This window comes from Hydrogenophaga pseudoflava, from assembly GCF_004353865.1.
GTDB lineage: Bacteria > Pseudomonadota > Gammaproteobacteria > Burkholderiales > Burkholderiaceae_C > Hydrogenophaga > Hydrogenophaga pseudoflava.
In genome coordinates, this window is record NZ_CP037867.1 from 1,063,009 (window position 1) to 1,078,372 (window position 15,364).

At 68.0% G+C, this 15,364-nt stretch carries 13 protein-coding genes; 6 read left to right on the top strand and 7 right to left on the bottom strand.

Going from position 1 to position 15,364, the window contains the following annotated elements:
- Positions 1 to 170 precede the first annotated feature (170 nt).
- From HPF_RS05285 to HPF_RS05310, 6 genes are all read right to left on the bottom strand, one after another.
- On the bottom strand, positions 171 to 1,658 hold the full coding sequence (locus tag HPF_RS05285; RefSeq protein ID WP_066160676.1) for a nucleobase:cation symporter-2 family protein: 1,488 nt from the start codon (positions 1,656 to 1,658) through the stop codon (positions 171 to 173).
- Positions 1,659 to 1,824: 166 nt separating this feature from the next.
- Complete coding sequence (locus HPF_RS05290) at positions 1,825 to 4,125, bottom strand: NADP-dependent malic enzyme (protein ID WP_133155953.1); 2,301 nt, start codon at positions 4,123 to 4,125, stop codon at positions 1,825 to 1,827.
- A 67-nt stretch (positions 4,126 to 4,192) separates the two neighbouring features.
- Positions 4,193 to 5,446: a M20 family metallopeptidase gene (locus HPF_RS05295; RefSeq protein WP_133155954.1), complete on the bottom strand. Its 1,254-nt coding sequence runs from the start codon at positions 5,444 to 5,446 to the stop codon at positions 4,193 to 4,195.
- Positions 5,447 to 5,454: 8 nt separating this feature from the next.
- Positions 5,455 to 7,230 carry a 2-oxo-4-hydroxy-4-carboxy-5-ureidoimidazoline decarboxylase gene (gene uraD / locus HPF_RS05300; RefSeq protein ID WP_133155955.1) on the bottom strand — a complete coding sequence of 592 codons (1,776 nt, stop codon included), beginning with the start codon at positions 7,228 to 7,230 and terminating at the stop codon, positions 5,455 to 5,457.
- Between the two features lie 10 nt (positions 7,231 to 7,240).
- Positions 7,241 to 8,191, bottom strand: coding sequence for an allantoinase PuuE (gene puuE, locus HPF_RS05305; protein ID WP_133155956.1), 951 nt, complete (start codon positions 8,189 to 8,191; stop codon positions 7,241 to 7,243).
- A gap of 8 nt (positions 8,192 to 8,199) precedes the next feature.
- Positions 8,200 to 8,868 (bottom strand): GntR family transcriptional regulator, encoded by a 669-nt coding sequence (locus HPF_RS05310; protein ID WP_066256612.1) that lies wholly within the window; start codon positions 8,866 to 8,868, stop codon positions 8,200 to 8,202.
- Between the two features lie 71 nt (positions 8,869 to 8,939).
- Between HPF_RS05310 and uraH the strand changes: the two genes are divergently transcribed.
- A complete protein-coding gene (uraH, locus tag HPF_RS05315) occupies positions 8,940 to 9,293 on the top strand; it encodes a hydroxyisourate hydrolase (protein WP_133155957.1) in 354 nt (117 codons plus the stop codon).
- 221 nt (positions 9,294 to 9,514) lie between these two features.
- Here the strand turns inward: uraH and HPF_RS05320 are convergent, their stop codons facing one another.
- Positions 9,515 to 10,036 carry a hypothetical protein gene (locus HPF_RS05320; protein WP_133155958.1) on the bottom strand — a complete coding sequence of 174 codons (522 nt, stop codon included), beginning with the start codon at positions 10,034 to 10,036 and terminating at the stop codon, positions 9,515 to 9,517.
- 163 nt (positions 10,037 to 10,199) lie between these two features.
- On the opposite strand from HPF_RS05320, the gene xdhC reads away from it, so the two are divergent.
- From xdhC to fghA, 5 genes are all read left to right on the top strand, one after another.
- Positions 10,200 to 11,021 carry a xanthine dehydrogenase accessory protein XdhC gene (gene xdhC / locus HPF_RS05325; RefSeq protein ID WP_133155959.1) on the top strand — a complete coding sequence of 274 codons (822 nt, stop codon included), beginning with the start codon at positions 10,200 to 10,202 and terminating at the stop codon, positions 11,019 to 11,021.
- Between the two features lie 174 nt (positions 11,022 to 11,195).
- On the top strand, positions 11,196 to 12,395 hold the full coding sequence (locus HPF_RS05330) for a urate hydroxylase PuuD (protein ID WP_133155960.1): 1,200 nt from the start codon (positions 11,196 to 11,198) through the stop codon (positions 12,393 to 12,395).
- A gap of 46 nt (positions 12,396 to 12,441) precedes the next feature.
- Positions 12,442 to 13,548 carry an S-(hydroxymethyl)glutathione dehydrogenase/class III alcohol dehydrogenase gene (locus HPF_RS05335; protein WP_066156111.1) on the top strand — a complete coding sequence of 369 codons (1,107 nt, stop codon included), beginning with the start codon at positions 12,442 to 12,444 and terminating at the stop codon, positions 13,546 to 13,548.
- Positions 13,549 to 13,555: 7 nt separating this feature from the next.
- Positions 13,556 to 14,464: an alpha/beta fold hydrolase gene (locus HPF_RS05340; RefSeq protein WP_133155961.1), complete on the top strand. Its 909-nt coding sequence runs from the start codon at positions 13,556 to 13,558 to the stop codon at positions 14,462 to 14,464.
- A gap of 23 nt (positions 14,465 to 14,487) precedes the next feature.
- Complete coding sequence (gene fghA / locus HPF_RS05345; protein ID WP_066156118.1) at positions 14,488 to 15,351, top strand: S-formylglutathione hydrolase; 864 nt, start codon at positions 14,488 to 14,490, stop codon at positions 15,349 to 15,351.
- The last annotated feature ends 13 nt before the right edge of the window (positions 15,352 to 15,364 follow it).

Genomic DNA, 15,364 nt, shown 5'->3' on the forward strand with positions numbered 1-15,364 from the left:
GCGGCCTGCGCATTGAACACAGAAGGTGTATACAGATTTTTGGGGCTCCCGGCGGGGGCGTCATCCTGACTAACCCTGTATTGGTGCGGCGCGCACAAAAAAGGGGCCCCGTGTGGGGCCCCTGCGGAGCTTGGGGGACGTGAATCCGGCGCCGGAGCGTGGGGCCCGATTCAGTGGGCTTCCGCCTGTTTCGCCGCGTGGATGGCGGCGGCTTCATCGGCCTTGCCGCCGTTGAAGAACAGGTTCAGCAGCACGGCACTGATCGACGCCAGCAGGATGCCCGACTCGATCAGCGGGTGGATGGCGTGCGGCATCCACTGCGAGTACTTGGGCGCGATCAGCGGGATCATGCCCACGCCGATGGAAATCGCCACGATCAGGGCGTTGTTGCGCTGGGTCTTGAAGTCCACGCCACCCAGGATGCGGATGCCGGTGGCCGCCACCATGCCGAACATCACCAGACCCGCACCGCCCAGCACCACGGTGGGCAGCGACTCCACCAGCGCCGCCATCTTGGGCAGCAGGCCCAGCACCAGCAGGATGACGCCGGCGGCCACGCAGACGAAGCGGCTCTTGACGCCGGTGACCGCGACCAGGCCCACGTTCTGCGAGAAGCTGGTGTAGGGGAAGGTGTTGAAGATGCCGCCGATGAGGGTGCCCAGGCCGTCGGTGCGCAGACCGCGGGCCAGCGCCGGCTGGTCGATCTTGCGGTCCGTCATCTCGCCCAGGGCCAGGAACATGCCGGTGGATTCGATCATCACCACGATCATCACCAGCGTCATGGTCAGCACCATGACCGGGTCGAAGATGGGGATGCCGAAGTGGAAGGGCAGCACCACGTCCACCCACTTGGCCTGGCCGACCTTGTCGAAATGCATCATGCCCATCATGGTCGCCATGACCCCGCCGACCACGATGCCGATCAGCACCGAGATGTTGGCCAGGAAGCCTTTGGCAAACCGGGCCACCAGCAGGATGGTGGCCAGCACCACGGCCGACACCGCGATGCCCGGCAGGGCGGCGTAGCGCGGGTTGGGCTCGGTGGGTGCCAGGGTCAGGCCCTGCGGCACAGGCGGGTAGCCGGGGGTGCCGGCGGCCGCGGCGCTGCGCAGCGTGCTCAGCCACTCGCTGTGCTCCGGCGGCACCACCGACGGCGCGGTGGGGCCCACCGGGTTGCCGAAGATCCAGTTGATGCCTACGCGCATCAGGTTGATGCCGATGACGGCGATGATGGTGCCGGTGACCACCGGCGGAAAGAAGCGCAGCAGGCGGCTGACCATCGGCGCGATCACGATGGAGATGACTCCCGCGCCGATGATGGCGCCGAACAGCATGCGCGCGCCGTCGGTGCCGGGGGTGGTGTTGGCGATGGCCACCATGGGGCCGACGGCGGCGAAGGTCACGCCCATCATCACGGGCAGCTTGATGCCGAACCACTGCGTGACGCCCAGCGCCTGGATCAGCGTGGCGATGCCGCAGCAGAACAGGTCGGCCGAGATCAGCATGGCCACCTCCTGCGGGCTGAGCTTGAGGGCCCGGCCGACGATCAGCGGAACCGCGACCGCGCCCGCGTACATCACCAGCACATGTTGCAGGCCCAGCGCGGTCAGCTTGCTGCCGGGCAGTTGTTCGTCCACGGGGTGCACCGTTGTTGACATGGCATCTCCTTTTGCATGCAAAACTGTATACACATTATGTGTACCCGTATCTGGCGAAGACATCGGGGAAACCCTCGTGAGCGGCGCTGGCCGACGGGTGGCGTCCGGGCCGCGGGCACAAAAAAAGGGACGCCGGAGCGTCCCTGTGTGCCGGGCGGGTGGCCGCTCAGCCGCGCGGGCTGGCCGCTGCGGCCAGGGCCGTCATGTTGAGCACGCGGCGCACGGTGGCGGCCGGCGTCAGGATGTAGGCGGGGCGGGCCACGCCGGTCAGCACCGGGCCCACGGTCACGCCGCCGCTGGCGGTGGTCTTGAGCACGTTGTAGAGGATGTTGGCGGCGTCCACGTTGGGGCAGACCAGCAGGTTGGCCGAGCCGCTCAGCGTCGAGTCGCCCAGGTAGGCCTGGCGGATCTCGGGTTGCAGCGCGGCGTCGCCGTGCAGCTCGCCGTCGCACTCGATGCCCGGATGCTGGGCCACGAACAGGTCGCGCGCGGCGCGCATCTTCTTCGCCGACGCGCGCTTGCTGGAACCGAAGCTGGAGTGCGAGAGGAAGGCCACCTTGGGTGGCAGGCCGAAGCGCTGCACCTGCTGCGCCGCCATCCAGGCGATCTCGGCCAGCTGCTCGGCCGCCGGGTCCTCGTTGACGTAGGTGTCGGCGATGAACAGCGGGCCGCTGGCCGTCATCAGCGCGTTGACCGCGGCGTAGTTGTTCACGCCCGGCGCCTTGCCCAGGATGGCGTCGATGCGCTCCAGATGGGTGGCGTAGGTGCCGACCAGGCCGCAGATCAGCGCATCCGCATCGCCCAGCGACAGCATCAGCGAGCCGATGATGGTGTTGGAGCGGCGCACGGCGGCCTTGGCCACTTCGGGCGTGGCGCCGTTGCGCTTCATCAGGCCGTGGTAGTGCTCCCAGTACTGGCGAAAGCGCGGGTCGCCCTCGGGGTTGACGTTCTCGACGTCCACACCCAGGCGGATGCGCAGGCCCGCCTTCTGGATGCGCGCCTCGATCACGGCCGGGCGGCCGATCAGGATCGGCGTGGCCAGGCCGTCGTCGATCGCCATCTGCGCGGCGCGCAGCGCGCGCTCGTCCTCGCCGTCGGCGTAGGCCACGCGCTTCTTGTTCGCAGGCAGGGCCTTGGCGGCGTTGAAGATCGGGCGCATCAGGATGCCGGTCTGCGTCACGAAGCGCGAGAGCGACTGGCGGTAGGCGTCCATGTCGGTGATCGGGCGGGTCGCAACGCCCGAGTCGGCGGCAGCCTGGGCCACGGCCGGAGCGATCTTGAGGATCAGGCGCGTGTCGAAAGCCTTGGGGATGATGTAGTCGGGGCCGAACACCAGGTCCTGCCCGGCGTAGGCGGCGGCCACTTCGTCGCTGGTCTCGGCCTTGGTCAGGTCGGCGATCTGGCGCACGCAGGCCATCTTCATTTCTTCCGTGATCTTGGTCGCGCCGCAGTCCAGCGCGCCACGGAAGATGTAAGGGAAGCAAAGCACGTTGTTGACCTGGTTCGGGTAGTCCGAACGGCCGGTGGCGATGATGCAGTCCGGCCGCGCGGCCTTGGCCACTTCGGGGCGGATCTCGGGCTCGGGGTTGGCCAGCGCCAGGATGATGGGCTGGCGCGCCATGCTCTTGACCATGTCGGCGTCCACCACGCCGGCCGCCGAGCAGCCCAGGAACACGTCGGCGCCGTTCATGGCGTCGGCCAGGGTGCGCGCCGACGAGGTGCGGCAGTAACGCTGCTTGGACTCGTCCAGCTTGCCGGCCTTGGCGTCGTCGCGTTCGGTCTGGATCACGCCCTTGGAGTCACAGACCAGGATGTTCTCGATGTTCACGCCCAGGTTGACCATCAGGTCCAGGCAGGCGATGGCCGCCGCACCCGCGCCGCTGACAGCGACCTTGACAGCGCCGATGTCCTTCTTGACCAGTTCCAGGCCGTTGATCAGCGCCGCGCTGGAGATGATGGCCGTGCCGTGCTGGTCGTCGTGGAAGACCGGGATCTTCATGCGGTCGCGCAGCTTGCGCTCGATGTAGAAGCACTCGGGCGCCTTGATGTCTTCCAGGTTCACCCCCCCCAGCGTGGGCTCCAGCGCCGCGATGATGTCGACCAGCTTGTCCGGGTCGCGCTCGGCCAGCTCGATGTCGAACACGTCGATGCCGGCGAACTTCTTGAACAGGCAGCCCTTGCCCTCCATCACCGGTTTGGAGGCCAGCGGGCCGATGTCACCCAGGCCCAGCACGGCCGTGCCGTTGGTGATCACGCCCACCAGGTTGCCGCGGCTGGTGTACTCCGAGGCCAGGGCCGGCTCGGCCTCGATGGCCAGGCAGGGAAAGGCCACGCCCGGCGAATAGGCCAGCGACAGGTCGCGCTGGTTGGACAGCGGTTTGGTCGGGACGACGGCGATCTTGCCCTTGTTGGGCGAGCGGTGGTATTCGAGCGCGGCGTCGCGCAGGGCTTGTTCGGCGGGGGTCATGAGGTCTCCAGAGTGCGAACCGCCCGGCGGGGCGGGCGGTCATTGTGTCACGGGGTGGGGGGCGCGTTCATGCGGACTTCAACAGGTCCAGCAAGGTGCGAGCCACCACCTTGGTGGCGCGGCGCAGGTCTTCCAGCACCAGGTTCTCGTCGGCGCGCTTGGCGTTCGACTCGCGCACTGTGCGGGGGCCGGCGCCGTAGATCACGCCCGGGATGCCGTGTTCGCCGTAGATGCGCACGTCGGTATAGAGCGGCGTGCCGACGGCGGGGATGGGTTCGCCGAACAGCTCGCTGCCGTGTTTCTGAAGGGCCTCGACCAGAGGTTTGTTGCCCGGCAGGGGCTTGAGCGCGCGCGCCAGCAGGATGCGCTTGACATCCACGCTGATGGCGCGCCCGCCGCGCGGGGGCTGGTAGCGGGCGGCGGCCTCGGCGATGGTGCGGCGCAGCGCAGCCTCGACCTCGGCCGGGTCTTCCTCGGGAATCATGCGGCGGTCCAGCTTGATCACCACCTTGCCGGGGATCACGTTGGTGTTGGTGCCGCCCTGGATCAGGCCGACGTTGAGGTAGGGGTGGGTGATGCCTTCAACGTCCGAGCGCACCTTCAGGTAGTCGGCGTTCAGGGCGTACAGCGCGTTCAGGATGTGCACCGCGCCCTGCAGCGCGTCGGTGCCGCTGTCGGGAATGGCGGCGTGGGCCATGTCGCCATGCACCGTCACTTCCAATTGCAGGCAGCCGTTGTGCGCCACCACCACCTGGTAGCTGAAGCCGGCGGCGATCATCAGGTCGGGCTTGGTCAGGCCCTTGTCCAGCAGCCAGGCGGGGCCGACCTCGCCGCCGTACTCCTCGTCGTAGGTCACGTGCAGCTCGACGCCGCCCTTGAGTGGAAGACCGAGCGATTCCAGCGCACGGATCGCGAAGGTGAAGTTGGCGATGTCGCACTTGCTCACCGCGGCGGCGCGGCCGTAGATCTTGCCGTCCGCGATCTCGCCGCCATAGGGGTCGTGGGTCCAGCCCTCACCGGGCGGCACCACGTCGCCGTGGGCGTTGAGCGCGATGGTCTGACCGCCGTCGCCGAAGCGGCGGCGCACGATCAGGTTGGTGATGGTTTCCAGACCGGCGGCCTTGACCTCGGCCTCGGGCACGGCGTGCTTCTCGGCGGTCAGGCCCATCGCGGCGAGCAGTTCGGCGGTGCGCTCGGCGTGCGGCGCGTTGTTGCCAGGGGGCGTGTCGGTGGGCACGCGGATGAGTTCCTGCAGGAACTTCACTTCCTCGTCGAAGTGGGCGTCGATCCAGGCGTCGAGTTGCTGTTGGGCGGTGGTCATGGCGGCTTTCAGTGGGATTCGGTGGTCAGTTGGTGCAGCACGTGGTCGAAGGCCTTGACGGCCAGGTCCATGTCGTCGGCGGTGCTGGATTCGAGCGGGTTGTGGCTGATGCCGCTGTTTTCGCCGCGCACGAACAGCATGGCCTGCGGCATGATTTCGTGCAGCTTCATCGCGTCGTGGCCCGCGCCGCTGGGCATGCGGTGCAGCGGCACGCCCAGTGCGGTGCAGGCCGCTTCCCAGCGCGCCTGCCATTCGGGGGCGCTGGGCGCGGCGGCGGCGCGCATGGTTTCTTCCAGGGTGTGGCGCAGCCCGCGGCGTTCACAGATCTCGGCCAGCTTCGCCAGCACGTCCTGCGCCAGCGCATCGCGTTGCGCATTGGTGGGCGCGCGCATGTCCAGGCTGAACTTGCAGGCACCGGGCACCACGTTGATGGAACCATTAGGCACCTGCAGCATGCCCACGGTGGCGACCGAGTCGCCGTCCTGCGCGGCGCGCTGTTCCGCGTAAAGGATCAGCTCGGCCACCGCGGCCGCGGCATCGCGCCGGCGGTCCATGGGCGTGGTGCCGGCGTGGCTGGCCATGCCGATCACCTCGCCGAGGTAGCGCACGCTGCCGTTGATGCTGGTGACGATGCCCAGCGGCAGGTTCAGCTCGTTGAGCACCGGCCCCTGCTCGATGTGCACCTCGATGAAGCCCAGGTACTGCGCCGGGTCGCGCTGCAGTTTGGGAATGTCGTCGATGCACAGGCCGGCGTGCTGCATGGCCTCGCGCATGGTGATGCCATCGGCGTCCTTCTGGTCCAGCCAGGCGGGGTCGAAGTGGCCAGTGAGCGCGCCCGAGCCGAGGAAGGTGGCCTTGTAGCGCTGGCCTTCTTCTTCCGCGAAGCCCACGACCTCGATGCCGAAGGGCAGGCGCTGGCCGGCCGCGTGCAGCTTCTGCACGCAGGCCATGGGCACGAAGATGCCCAGGCGGCCGTCGTACTTGCCGCCGTTGCGCACGGTGTCGTAGTGGCTGCCGGTGATGAGGTACTTGGCGCCGGGCGCGGCCGGGTGGTAGCGACCCACCACGTTGCCCACGGCGTCGATCTCGATTTCGTCGAACCCGCAGTCCTTCATCCAGTGGCTGATGCGCTGGGCGCAGGCGCGGTGCGCGTCGGTGAGGTAGGTGACGGTCAGCTGGCCCTTCTCGGCATAACCCGGGTCGCTGTGCTGGGCCAGCTTCTCCTGCCAGTCCCATACCAACTGACCGTCCACCGGCTCGAAGCCGAACTTGTCGTTCAGCCGGATCTCGGCGATGCGGTGGATGTTGCGCAGGCACTCCTGCCGTTCGAAGTCCGGGTGGCCGTGCACGCGGCGCTCGAAGGCCTCGATGATCTGTGCCTTGGTGAGGCCGGTGCCCCGCGGGCCGCGCACCGCCAGGATGAAGGGGAAGCCAAAGCGCGCGTTGTAGTCGGCGTTGAGCTGCTGGATGTGCGCGAACTCTTCCGGCGTGCAGTTCGTGAGACCCGCCTTGGTCTGTTCGTTGGTGGACTCGGCCGTCAGCGTCTTGCTCACCATGGCCTTGCCGGCCAGTTCCGGGTGGGCGCGGATCAGGGCCAGCTGCGGTTCGACACCGGCCTCGTCCAGCACCCGCGTCATGGCGTGCTTGAGCTGCGCCAGCGAGGCGAATGGGCGCTGCGCCAGCGCGCGCTCGGCGATCCAGGGGGAGTGCTCGTACAGGCCGTCGAGCATCTGCAGCGCCTCGGGCAGGGGCGCGGCATTGAGTTGGTCCAGGGTCAGGGGCATGGGGGCGACCTCAGGCAGGGTTCAGCGGGTGCGTGGCCTTCCAGTGGCGCGCGATGTCCAGCCGGCGCGCCACCCACACCTGGTCGTGCGACTGGATGTGGTCCAGGAAGCGCTGCAGCGCGGTGATGCGGCCGGGGCGGCCGAGCAGGCGGCAGTGCATGCCGATGCTCATCATCTTGGGACGGTCCAGTCCGTCAGGGTCGCCTTCGGCGTAGAGCGCGTCGAAGGTGTCCTTCATGTACTGGAAGAACGGGTCGGCGTGCGAATAGCCCTGCGGCAGTGCGAAGCGCATGTCGTTGCAGTCGAGGGTGTAGGGCACGATGAGCTGGTGCGCGTCCGTTCCGTCGGTCTTGCGCACCTTCATCCAGAACGGCAGGTCCTCGCCGTAGTAGTCGCTGTCGTATTCGAAGCCGCCGAAGTCGGCCACCAGGCGGCGCGTGTTGGGGCTGTCGCGGCCGGTGTACCAGCCCAGCGGGCGCTCGCCCGTCAGCCCTTCGATGATCTGCATCGCCTCGGCCAAGTGGGCGCGCTCGGTGGCCTCGTCCACGTTCTGGTAGTGGATCCACTTGAGACCGTGGCAGGCGATGTCGTAGTCGAGTTCCTTGAACGCCGCGGTCAGCTCCGGGTGCTTCTGCAGGGCGGTCGATACGCCGAACACGGTCAGCGGCAGGCCACGCTTCTCGAACTCGCGCAGGATGCGCCAGACGCCCGCGCGTGAGCCGTACTCGTAGATGCCTTCCATGCTGATGTGGCGGGCCTCGAAGGCGGCCGGGTTGAACATTTCCGAGAGGAACTGTTCGCTGGCCTTGTCGCCATGCAGCACGCAGTTTTCGCCGCCCTCTTCGTAGTTGAGGACGAACTGCACCGCAATGCGCGCACCGCCCGGCCAGCGGGCGTGGGGCACGTCGCGGCCGTAGCCGATCAGGTCGCGCGGGTAGGGGGCGGTGCTGTCGTAGATCATGCGGGTGCTCAGGAAGAAAGGGCCAGGGACAGGTCGTTGGTGGGCAGCTTGCGGTCGAAGGTCAGGCCCTCCTCCACATGCAGCAGGTGTTCGTTCATCAGGCGCACGGCCAGTTCTTCGTCCCTGGCGGCGAGCGCCTTGACGATGTCGGCGTGCTCTTCGTTGGAGTGCTCGGCGGCGGCGGTGCTCTGGTACATCAGCGTGATCAGGGCGCAGCGCGAGATCAGGTCGCGCAGCAGCTCGGCCAGCACCTCGTTTCCCATGAGTTCGGCCATGCGCACGTGAAAGTCGCCCAGCAGCTCGGTGCGGCCGGGCACGTCCTGGTTGTTCACGGCCTGTTTCTCCTGGGCCACGTGCTCGCGCAGGGCTTTGAGCTTGGCGGGGCTGACCTGACGCGCGAACGCGCGTGTCATCTCGACTTCCAGCATGCGCCGCACCGCGAACACCTGCTTGGCCTCCTCCACCGAGGGGGCGGCCACAAAGGCGCCGCGCGCGGGTTCGAGCCGGATCAGGCGGTTCTGGGACAGCTGGAACAGGGCCTGGCGGACCAGGGTGCGCGACACCCCGAAGTGGTCGGCCAGTTTCTGCTCGGCGAGCTTGGTGCCCGGGTGCAGGCGGTGCTCGACGATGGCCCGGGTCAGCGACTCGACGATCTGGCTGGTGCTGGACGTTTCCATGAAGTCATCATATCCAGAAAAACAAAAAGTGTATACACTTTTGGTCGACCGAACTTCACGAGGACTTCACCATGGGCCTGAGCACCCACGTTCTGGACACGATGCACGGCTGCCCCGCGGCAGGCATGGCCGTCGAGCTCTACACCACCGAGGGCGAGCAGGCCACGCTGGTCAGGCGCTTCACGCTGAACCACGACGGCCGCAACCCGGACGGGCTGCTGTACGACAACGCCAGCCTGAAGGTCGGCACCTACCGGCTGGTGTTCGATGTGAAGGGTTATTTCGCGGCCAGGGGGGTGGCGCTGCCCGAGCCCAATTTCCTGAACCGCGTGGCGCTGGACTTCGGCGTCGCCCATACCGACCAGCACTACCACGTGCCGCTGCTGGTCAGCCCCTGGAGCTACAGCACGTACAGAGGCAGCTAGAAACGATCCCCCCGCGCCGCCTTCGGCGTCACCCCCCAGGGGGCGATGCGAGTGGCCCGGCAAAGCCGGTTCCACCGCATCCTCGAAAAAGTCAGCGCGCCCCGATGACGTTGTCGGAGTGCGTGCTCCCCATCCAGTGGCCCCGTGGAGCGGGCTTTGCCCGGCCACAGGGGCCGTCCCCCCGCGCAGCAGGGGGGAAGCGCCGTCAGGCGCGCAGGGGGCTACTTGTTTCGCTGCCCTTCGGTCAGCGTGTCGAGCTGGAACTGCCCGCTCTTGTCCCAGAGCCAGGTGTCGACGTAATAGACACGGCCCATGAGCACTGGCGCGGGGTAGGGCGCGGCTTCCTGGATGGCGCGCTCGATCTCGGCCTTGGCGCCCGGATGGCTGGGCGGTCGCATCCAGTTCATGGTGACGATCCGGCCGCGGTGGTCCAGCTCCAGCTGCATGGTGCCCACGCCCTGCAGCAGCGGCGGCATCTTGCCCTTGAAGATGCGGTGGGCGTTCTTGCCGTAGATGTGTTGTGCGCCATCGCGGCGGTAGTCGCGCGGAGTGGCCGCGTGCGACACGTAGGTGGGCGGCGGTTCGATGGCCACCGGCGCTTCGGACGGCGGGGCCGTGGTCTCCAGCGCGGGCTCGGCGGGCGGCGGCGTGGGCACCGGCGAGGCGCAGGCGGCGAGCAGGGCGACCACGGCCAGGGAGGCCAGTCGGTGGGCGGCAATGAAACGGGCAGTTGGAGCGTGCATGGTTGTCTCTCGGTGTCTTCGTGATCGGCGAAGTCGCCGCCAGGCAGGGCGCCATAGGGCTGGGAGGATGCAGTTTATGGCTCTTTGCCCACTTGCCCAAGCAAGAACCCGGTGGATACTGCCAGGCGGTCGCCGCATCGGCGTATATGGACGGATTTTTGGCATGCACGCCACACAGCACCCCGATCTTGCCCCCCTGTTTGAACGCCTGGCGCGGGCACCGGCGGTGCTGGTGTCGGTGTCGCACACCCAGGGCTCGGTGCCGCGGGAGGCCGGCACCTGGATGGCCGTCTGGCCCGACGGGCAGATCGGCACCATCGGTGGCGGCCACCTGGAATGGGACGCGCTGAAGCAGGCCCGGGACGCGCTGGCAGCCGGCGCGTCGATGCCCTGGACACACCGGGTGGCGCTCGGTCCCAGCCTCGGGCAGTGCTGCGGCGGGGTGGTGGAGCTGCGCTTCGAGCCGGTCACGCTGGCCGAGGCGGGCGCCCTGCGGCAGCGGCTGGCACCGGTGCTCACGCCGGTCGCCCTGTTCGGCGGCGGCCACGTCGGGCAGGCCATCGTGCGGGCGCTGGCGCCGCTGCCGTTCGCGGTGCACTGGATCGACAGCCGCGACGGCGTGTTCCCGGACCGCCTGCCATCGACGGTGTGCGCCGAACATTCCGAGCCGGTGCAGGACGCGGTCCGCGATCTGCCGCCTGGCGCGCGGGTGCTGATCATGAGCTTCTCCCACGCCGAGGATCTGGACATCGTGGCGGCCTGCCTGCAGCGGCGCCGGGCGTCGGGCGACCTGCCGTTTGTGGGCCTGATCGGCAGCAGGACCAAATGGGCCACCTTCCGGCGCCGGCTTCTGGAGCGGGGTTTCACGGAAGATGAACTCGGGGGCATCACCTGCCCGATCGGACTGCCCGGCATTGGCGGCAAGGAGCCGGCGGTGATCGCTGCCTCGGTGGTGGCTCAGTTGTTGCTTGTCCGCTCAGGGTAAGTACGGAACCAACTGTCTCCAAAAAGTGTATACACTTTGTTCATCCGGTCGCAGCGGAGCGGGTGCCTGGGCCTCAGCCCGGGCGCTCATTTACGCGGCCCTCAGTCGGCTCAGAGCGCCCGCGGTGGTGAGTCGCAAACCCTGACGGTGTCACCGTCCACGTGTTGAGGTGCCATGGAAACCTATCTGCTCGACTGGGCCAATCTGCTGCTGCGCTGGTTGCACGTCATCGTCGCCATCGCCTGGATCGGGTCTTCCTTCTACTTCGTCTTTCTCGACAGCAGCCTCACACCGCCCGAGGACGAACAGCTCAAGAAGGACGGCGTCGGCGGCGAGCTCTGGGCGCTGCACGGCGGCGGGTTCTACCACCCGGTCAAGTTCAAGGCCGCGCCGCCCAAACTGCCCGACCACCTGCACTGGTTCTACTGGGAAAGCTATTCCACCTGGCTCTCGGGCTTTGCGCTGTTCCTCATCTCCTACCTCTGGAGCCCCAGCGTCTACCTGATCGACCCTCGGGTCATGGAATGGTCGCCTGCGGGCGCGATTGCCGCGGCACTGGCCTTTCTGGTGGTGTTCTGGTTCGCGTACGACATCATCTGCCGCACCCTGGGCCAGACGAAGAACGGCGACGCCAAGGTGGGCGCGCTGGTGCTGGTGCTGGTCTGCATCGCGGCTTATGCGGCCACGCAGATGTTCGCCGGCCGCGCCGCCTTCCTGCTCATGGGCGCGATGCTGGCCACGGCCATGAGCGCCAACGTGTTCTTCTGGATCATCCCCGGCCAGCGCACCATGGTGGCCGACATGAAGGCCGGCCGGCCGGTGGACCCGATCCACGGCATCCGCGGCAAGCAGCGCAGCGTGCACAACACCTACTTCACGCTGCCGGTGCTGTTCGCCATGCTCAGCAACCACTACAGCTTCACCTACGCCCACCCGCAGAACTGGCTGATCCTGATCGCCATCATGTTCGCGGGCGCGGCCATCCGCCAGTTCTTCGTCATGCGCCACGGCTACAAGCTCGGCCGCAACCCGCACCCCTGGAAATACGCGGCCGTGGGCGTGGTGGTGCTGCTGGGCCTGATCGTCTGGCTGCGGCCCGCGCCCGCCGCGCCGGCGGCAGCGGCGCCGGCCACTGTGGGCTATGCCCAACTGCAGCCGGTGGTGGCGCAGCGCTGCGTGATGTGCCACGGCGAAGCCTTGCAGAGCAAGGGCGTGCGCCTGGACTCGGCGGACGAGCTCAAGAAGAACGCCCAGATGGTCTACCAGCAGGTGGTGGTGCAGAAGCTCATGCCGATGAACAACGCCACCGGCCTGACCGAGGACGAACGGGCCTTGTTCGCGCAGTGGTTCAAGGCCGGCGCACCGGTGAACTGAAGCGTCCTGCGCTACCCTCAGGGTTTTCCAACCAACGGGAGACCCCATGAAAACACGCGCTGCGGTGGCCTGGAAAGCCGGCGAACCCCTGACCATCGAAACCGTCGATCTGCAGGGGCCGAAGTTCGGCGAGGTGCTGGTCGAGATCAAGGCCACCGGCATCTGCCACACCGACTACTACACGCTCTCGGGCGCCGACCCCGAGGGTCTGTTCCCCGCCATCCTGGGCCACGAAGGCGCGGGCATCGTGGTGGACGTTGGCCCCGGCGTGACCTCGCTCAAGAAGGGCGACCACGTCATCCCGCTCTACACGCCCGAATGCCGCCAGTGCAAGTTCTGCCTGAGCCGCAAGACCAACCTCTGCCAGCTCATCCGTGGCACGCAGGGCAAGGGCCTGATGCCCGATGCCACCAGCCGCTTCTCCATCGACGGAAAGCCCATCCTGCACTACATGGGCACCAGCACCTTCGCCAACCACACCGTGGTGCCCGAGATCGCGCTGGCCAAGATCCGCGAGGACGCGCCGTTTGACAAGGTCTGCTACATCGGCTGCGGCGTCACCACCGGCATCGGCGCGGTGCTGTTCACCGCCAAGGTGGAGGCGGGCGCCAACGTGGTGGTGTTCGGCCTGGGTGGCATCGGCCTGAACGTGATCCAGGGCGCAAGGATGGTGGGTGCCGACAAGATCATCGGCATCGACCTCAACCCCGAGCGCGAGGCCATGGCCCGCCAGTTCGGCATGACGCACTTCCTCAACCCCAAGGACCACGAGAACATCGTCGATGCCATCGTGCAGCTGACCGACGGCGGCGCCGACTACTCGTTCGAGTGCATCGGCAACACCAAGGTGATGCGCCAGGCACTGGAGTGCACGCACAAGGGCTGGGGCCGCAGCATCATCATCGGCGTGGCCGAGGCTGGCGCCGAGATCAGCACCAGGCCGTTCCAGCTGGTCACCGGCCGCAAGTGGGAAGGCTCGGCCTTCGGCGGCGCGCGTGGCCGCACCGACGTGCCCAGGATCGTCGACTGGTACATGGAAGGCAAGATCGACATCGACAGCCTGATCACCCACAAGCTCAAGCTCGAAGACATCAACGAAGGCTTTGCGCTGATGAAGCGCGGCGAGTCCATCCGTTCCGTCGTCGAGTTCTGAGCCCGCCATGGCGCTGCCGCTGCTGAACGCCGACACCCGCGTGCGCGCTGGCGTGCTGGAGGTGGCCTGCCACATGACCGGGCCGGCCGACGGCCCGGCCGTGCTGTTGATGCACGGCTTCCCGTACGACATTCATTCGTATGTCGACGTTGCACCGATGCTGGCCGCCGCCGGCTGCCGCGTGGTCGTGCCCTACCTGCGCGGCTACGGCGGCACGCACTTTCTCGACGCGGCCACGCCGCGCTCGGGCGAGCAGGCGGTGCTGGGCGATGACCTGCGGGCTTTGCTCGACGCGCTGTCCATCGAACGCGCCGTGCTGGCCGGCTACGACTGGGGCGGCCGCGCTGCCTGCGTGGTCGCGGCGCTGTGGCCCGAACGCTGCACCGGTCTGGTCACGGTCAACAGCTACAACCTGCAGCACATCGCCCGCGCGATGGTGCCGGACACGCCCGAGAACGAGCAGCGCCTCTGGTACCAATACCTGTTCCACAGCGAGCGCGGCCGCGCGGCGCTGACGCAGGACCGGCGCGCGCTGTGCCGCCGGCTGTGGGCACTCTGGTCGCCGACCTGGGCGTTCGACGACGCCACCTTCGAGCGCAGCGCCGCCGCCTTCGACCACCCCGACTTTGTGGACGTGGTCATCCACTCCTACCGCCACCGCTTTGGCCTGGTGCCGGGCGATCCGGCGGTGGCCGCGGTGGAGCGCCGCATCGCCGCCCAGCCACCCATCACCGTGCCCACCATCAGCTTCGACGGCACGGCCGACGGCGTGCGCCCCTGGGAGCCCGCCGCCGCCAACGCCCACCGTTTCACCGGCCTGCGCCAGCACCGCGTGCTGCCCGGCATCGGCCACAACCTGCCGCAGGAAGCGCCGCGCGCGTTTGCCGACGCAGTTCTTGAACTGATCCGCCGCTGACTCTTTTCATCACGAACAACACCATGGCCCTCGAACGACTTGAACTGCTCAGCGAACACGGCTGCTTCGGCGGCGTGCAGCGCTTCTACAAACACTTCTCGGTCAACCAGATCGGCCTGCCGATGCGCTTTGCGCTGTTCCTGCCGCCGCAGGCGCTGGCCGGGCAGAAAGTGCCGCTGCTGACCTACCTGGCCGGTCTCACCTGCACCGAAGAAACCGCGACCATGAAGGCCGGCGCGCAGCGCATGGCCGCGCAGCTGGGACTGGCCCTGCTGTTCCCCGACACCAGCCCGCGCAACAGCGGCATCGACGGCGAGGACCACCACTGGGACTTCGGCGTGGGCGCCGGCTTCTACCTGGACGCCACCGAACACCCCTGGGCCGGCCACTGGCAGATGGAGAGCTACCTGCTGCAGGACCTGATCCCCGGCGTGGTGGCCGAATTCGGCCTCGACGGCGACCGCCTCGGCATCACGGGCCACTCCATGGGTGGCCACGGCGCGCTCACGCTCGCGCTGCGCCATCCCGGCGTGTTCCGCAGCCTCTCGGCCTTTGCGCCCATCTGTGCGCCGACGAAGTGCCCCTGGGGCCACAAGGCGTTTCTGGGTTACCTGGGGCAGGACGAGTCGACCTGGGCCACGCACGACGCCGGTCTGCTGATGGCGGCGCAGCAGACGGCGCCATATCCCGGGGGCATCCTGATCGACCAGGGCCTGGCCGACAAATTCCTGACCGAGCAGCTCTACCCTGAAGCTTTCGAGGCCGCCTGCGCCCAGGCGGGCCAGCCGCTCACGCTGCGCCGCCACGCCGGCTACGACCACGGCTACTACTTCATCAGCAGCTTCATCGACGACCACCTGCGCCACCACGCGCAGGCGCTGGCCTGAGCGATCACCCAGC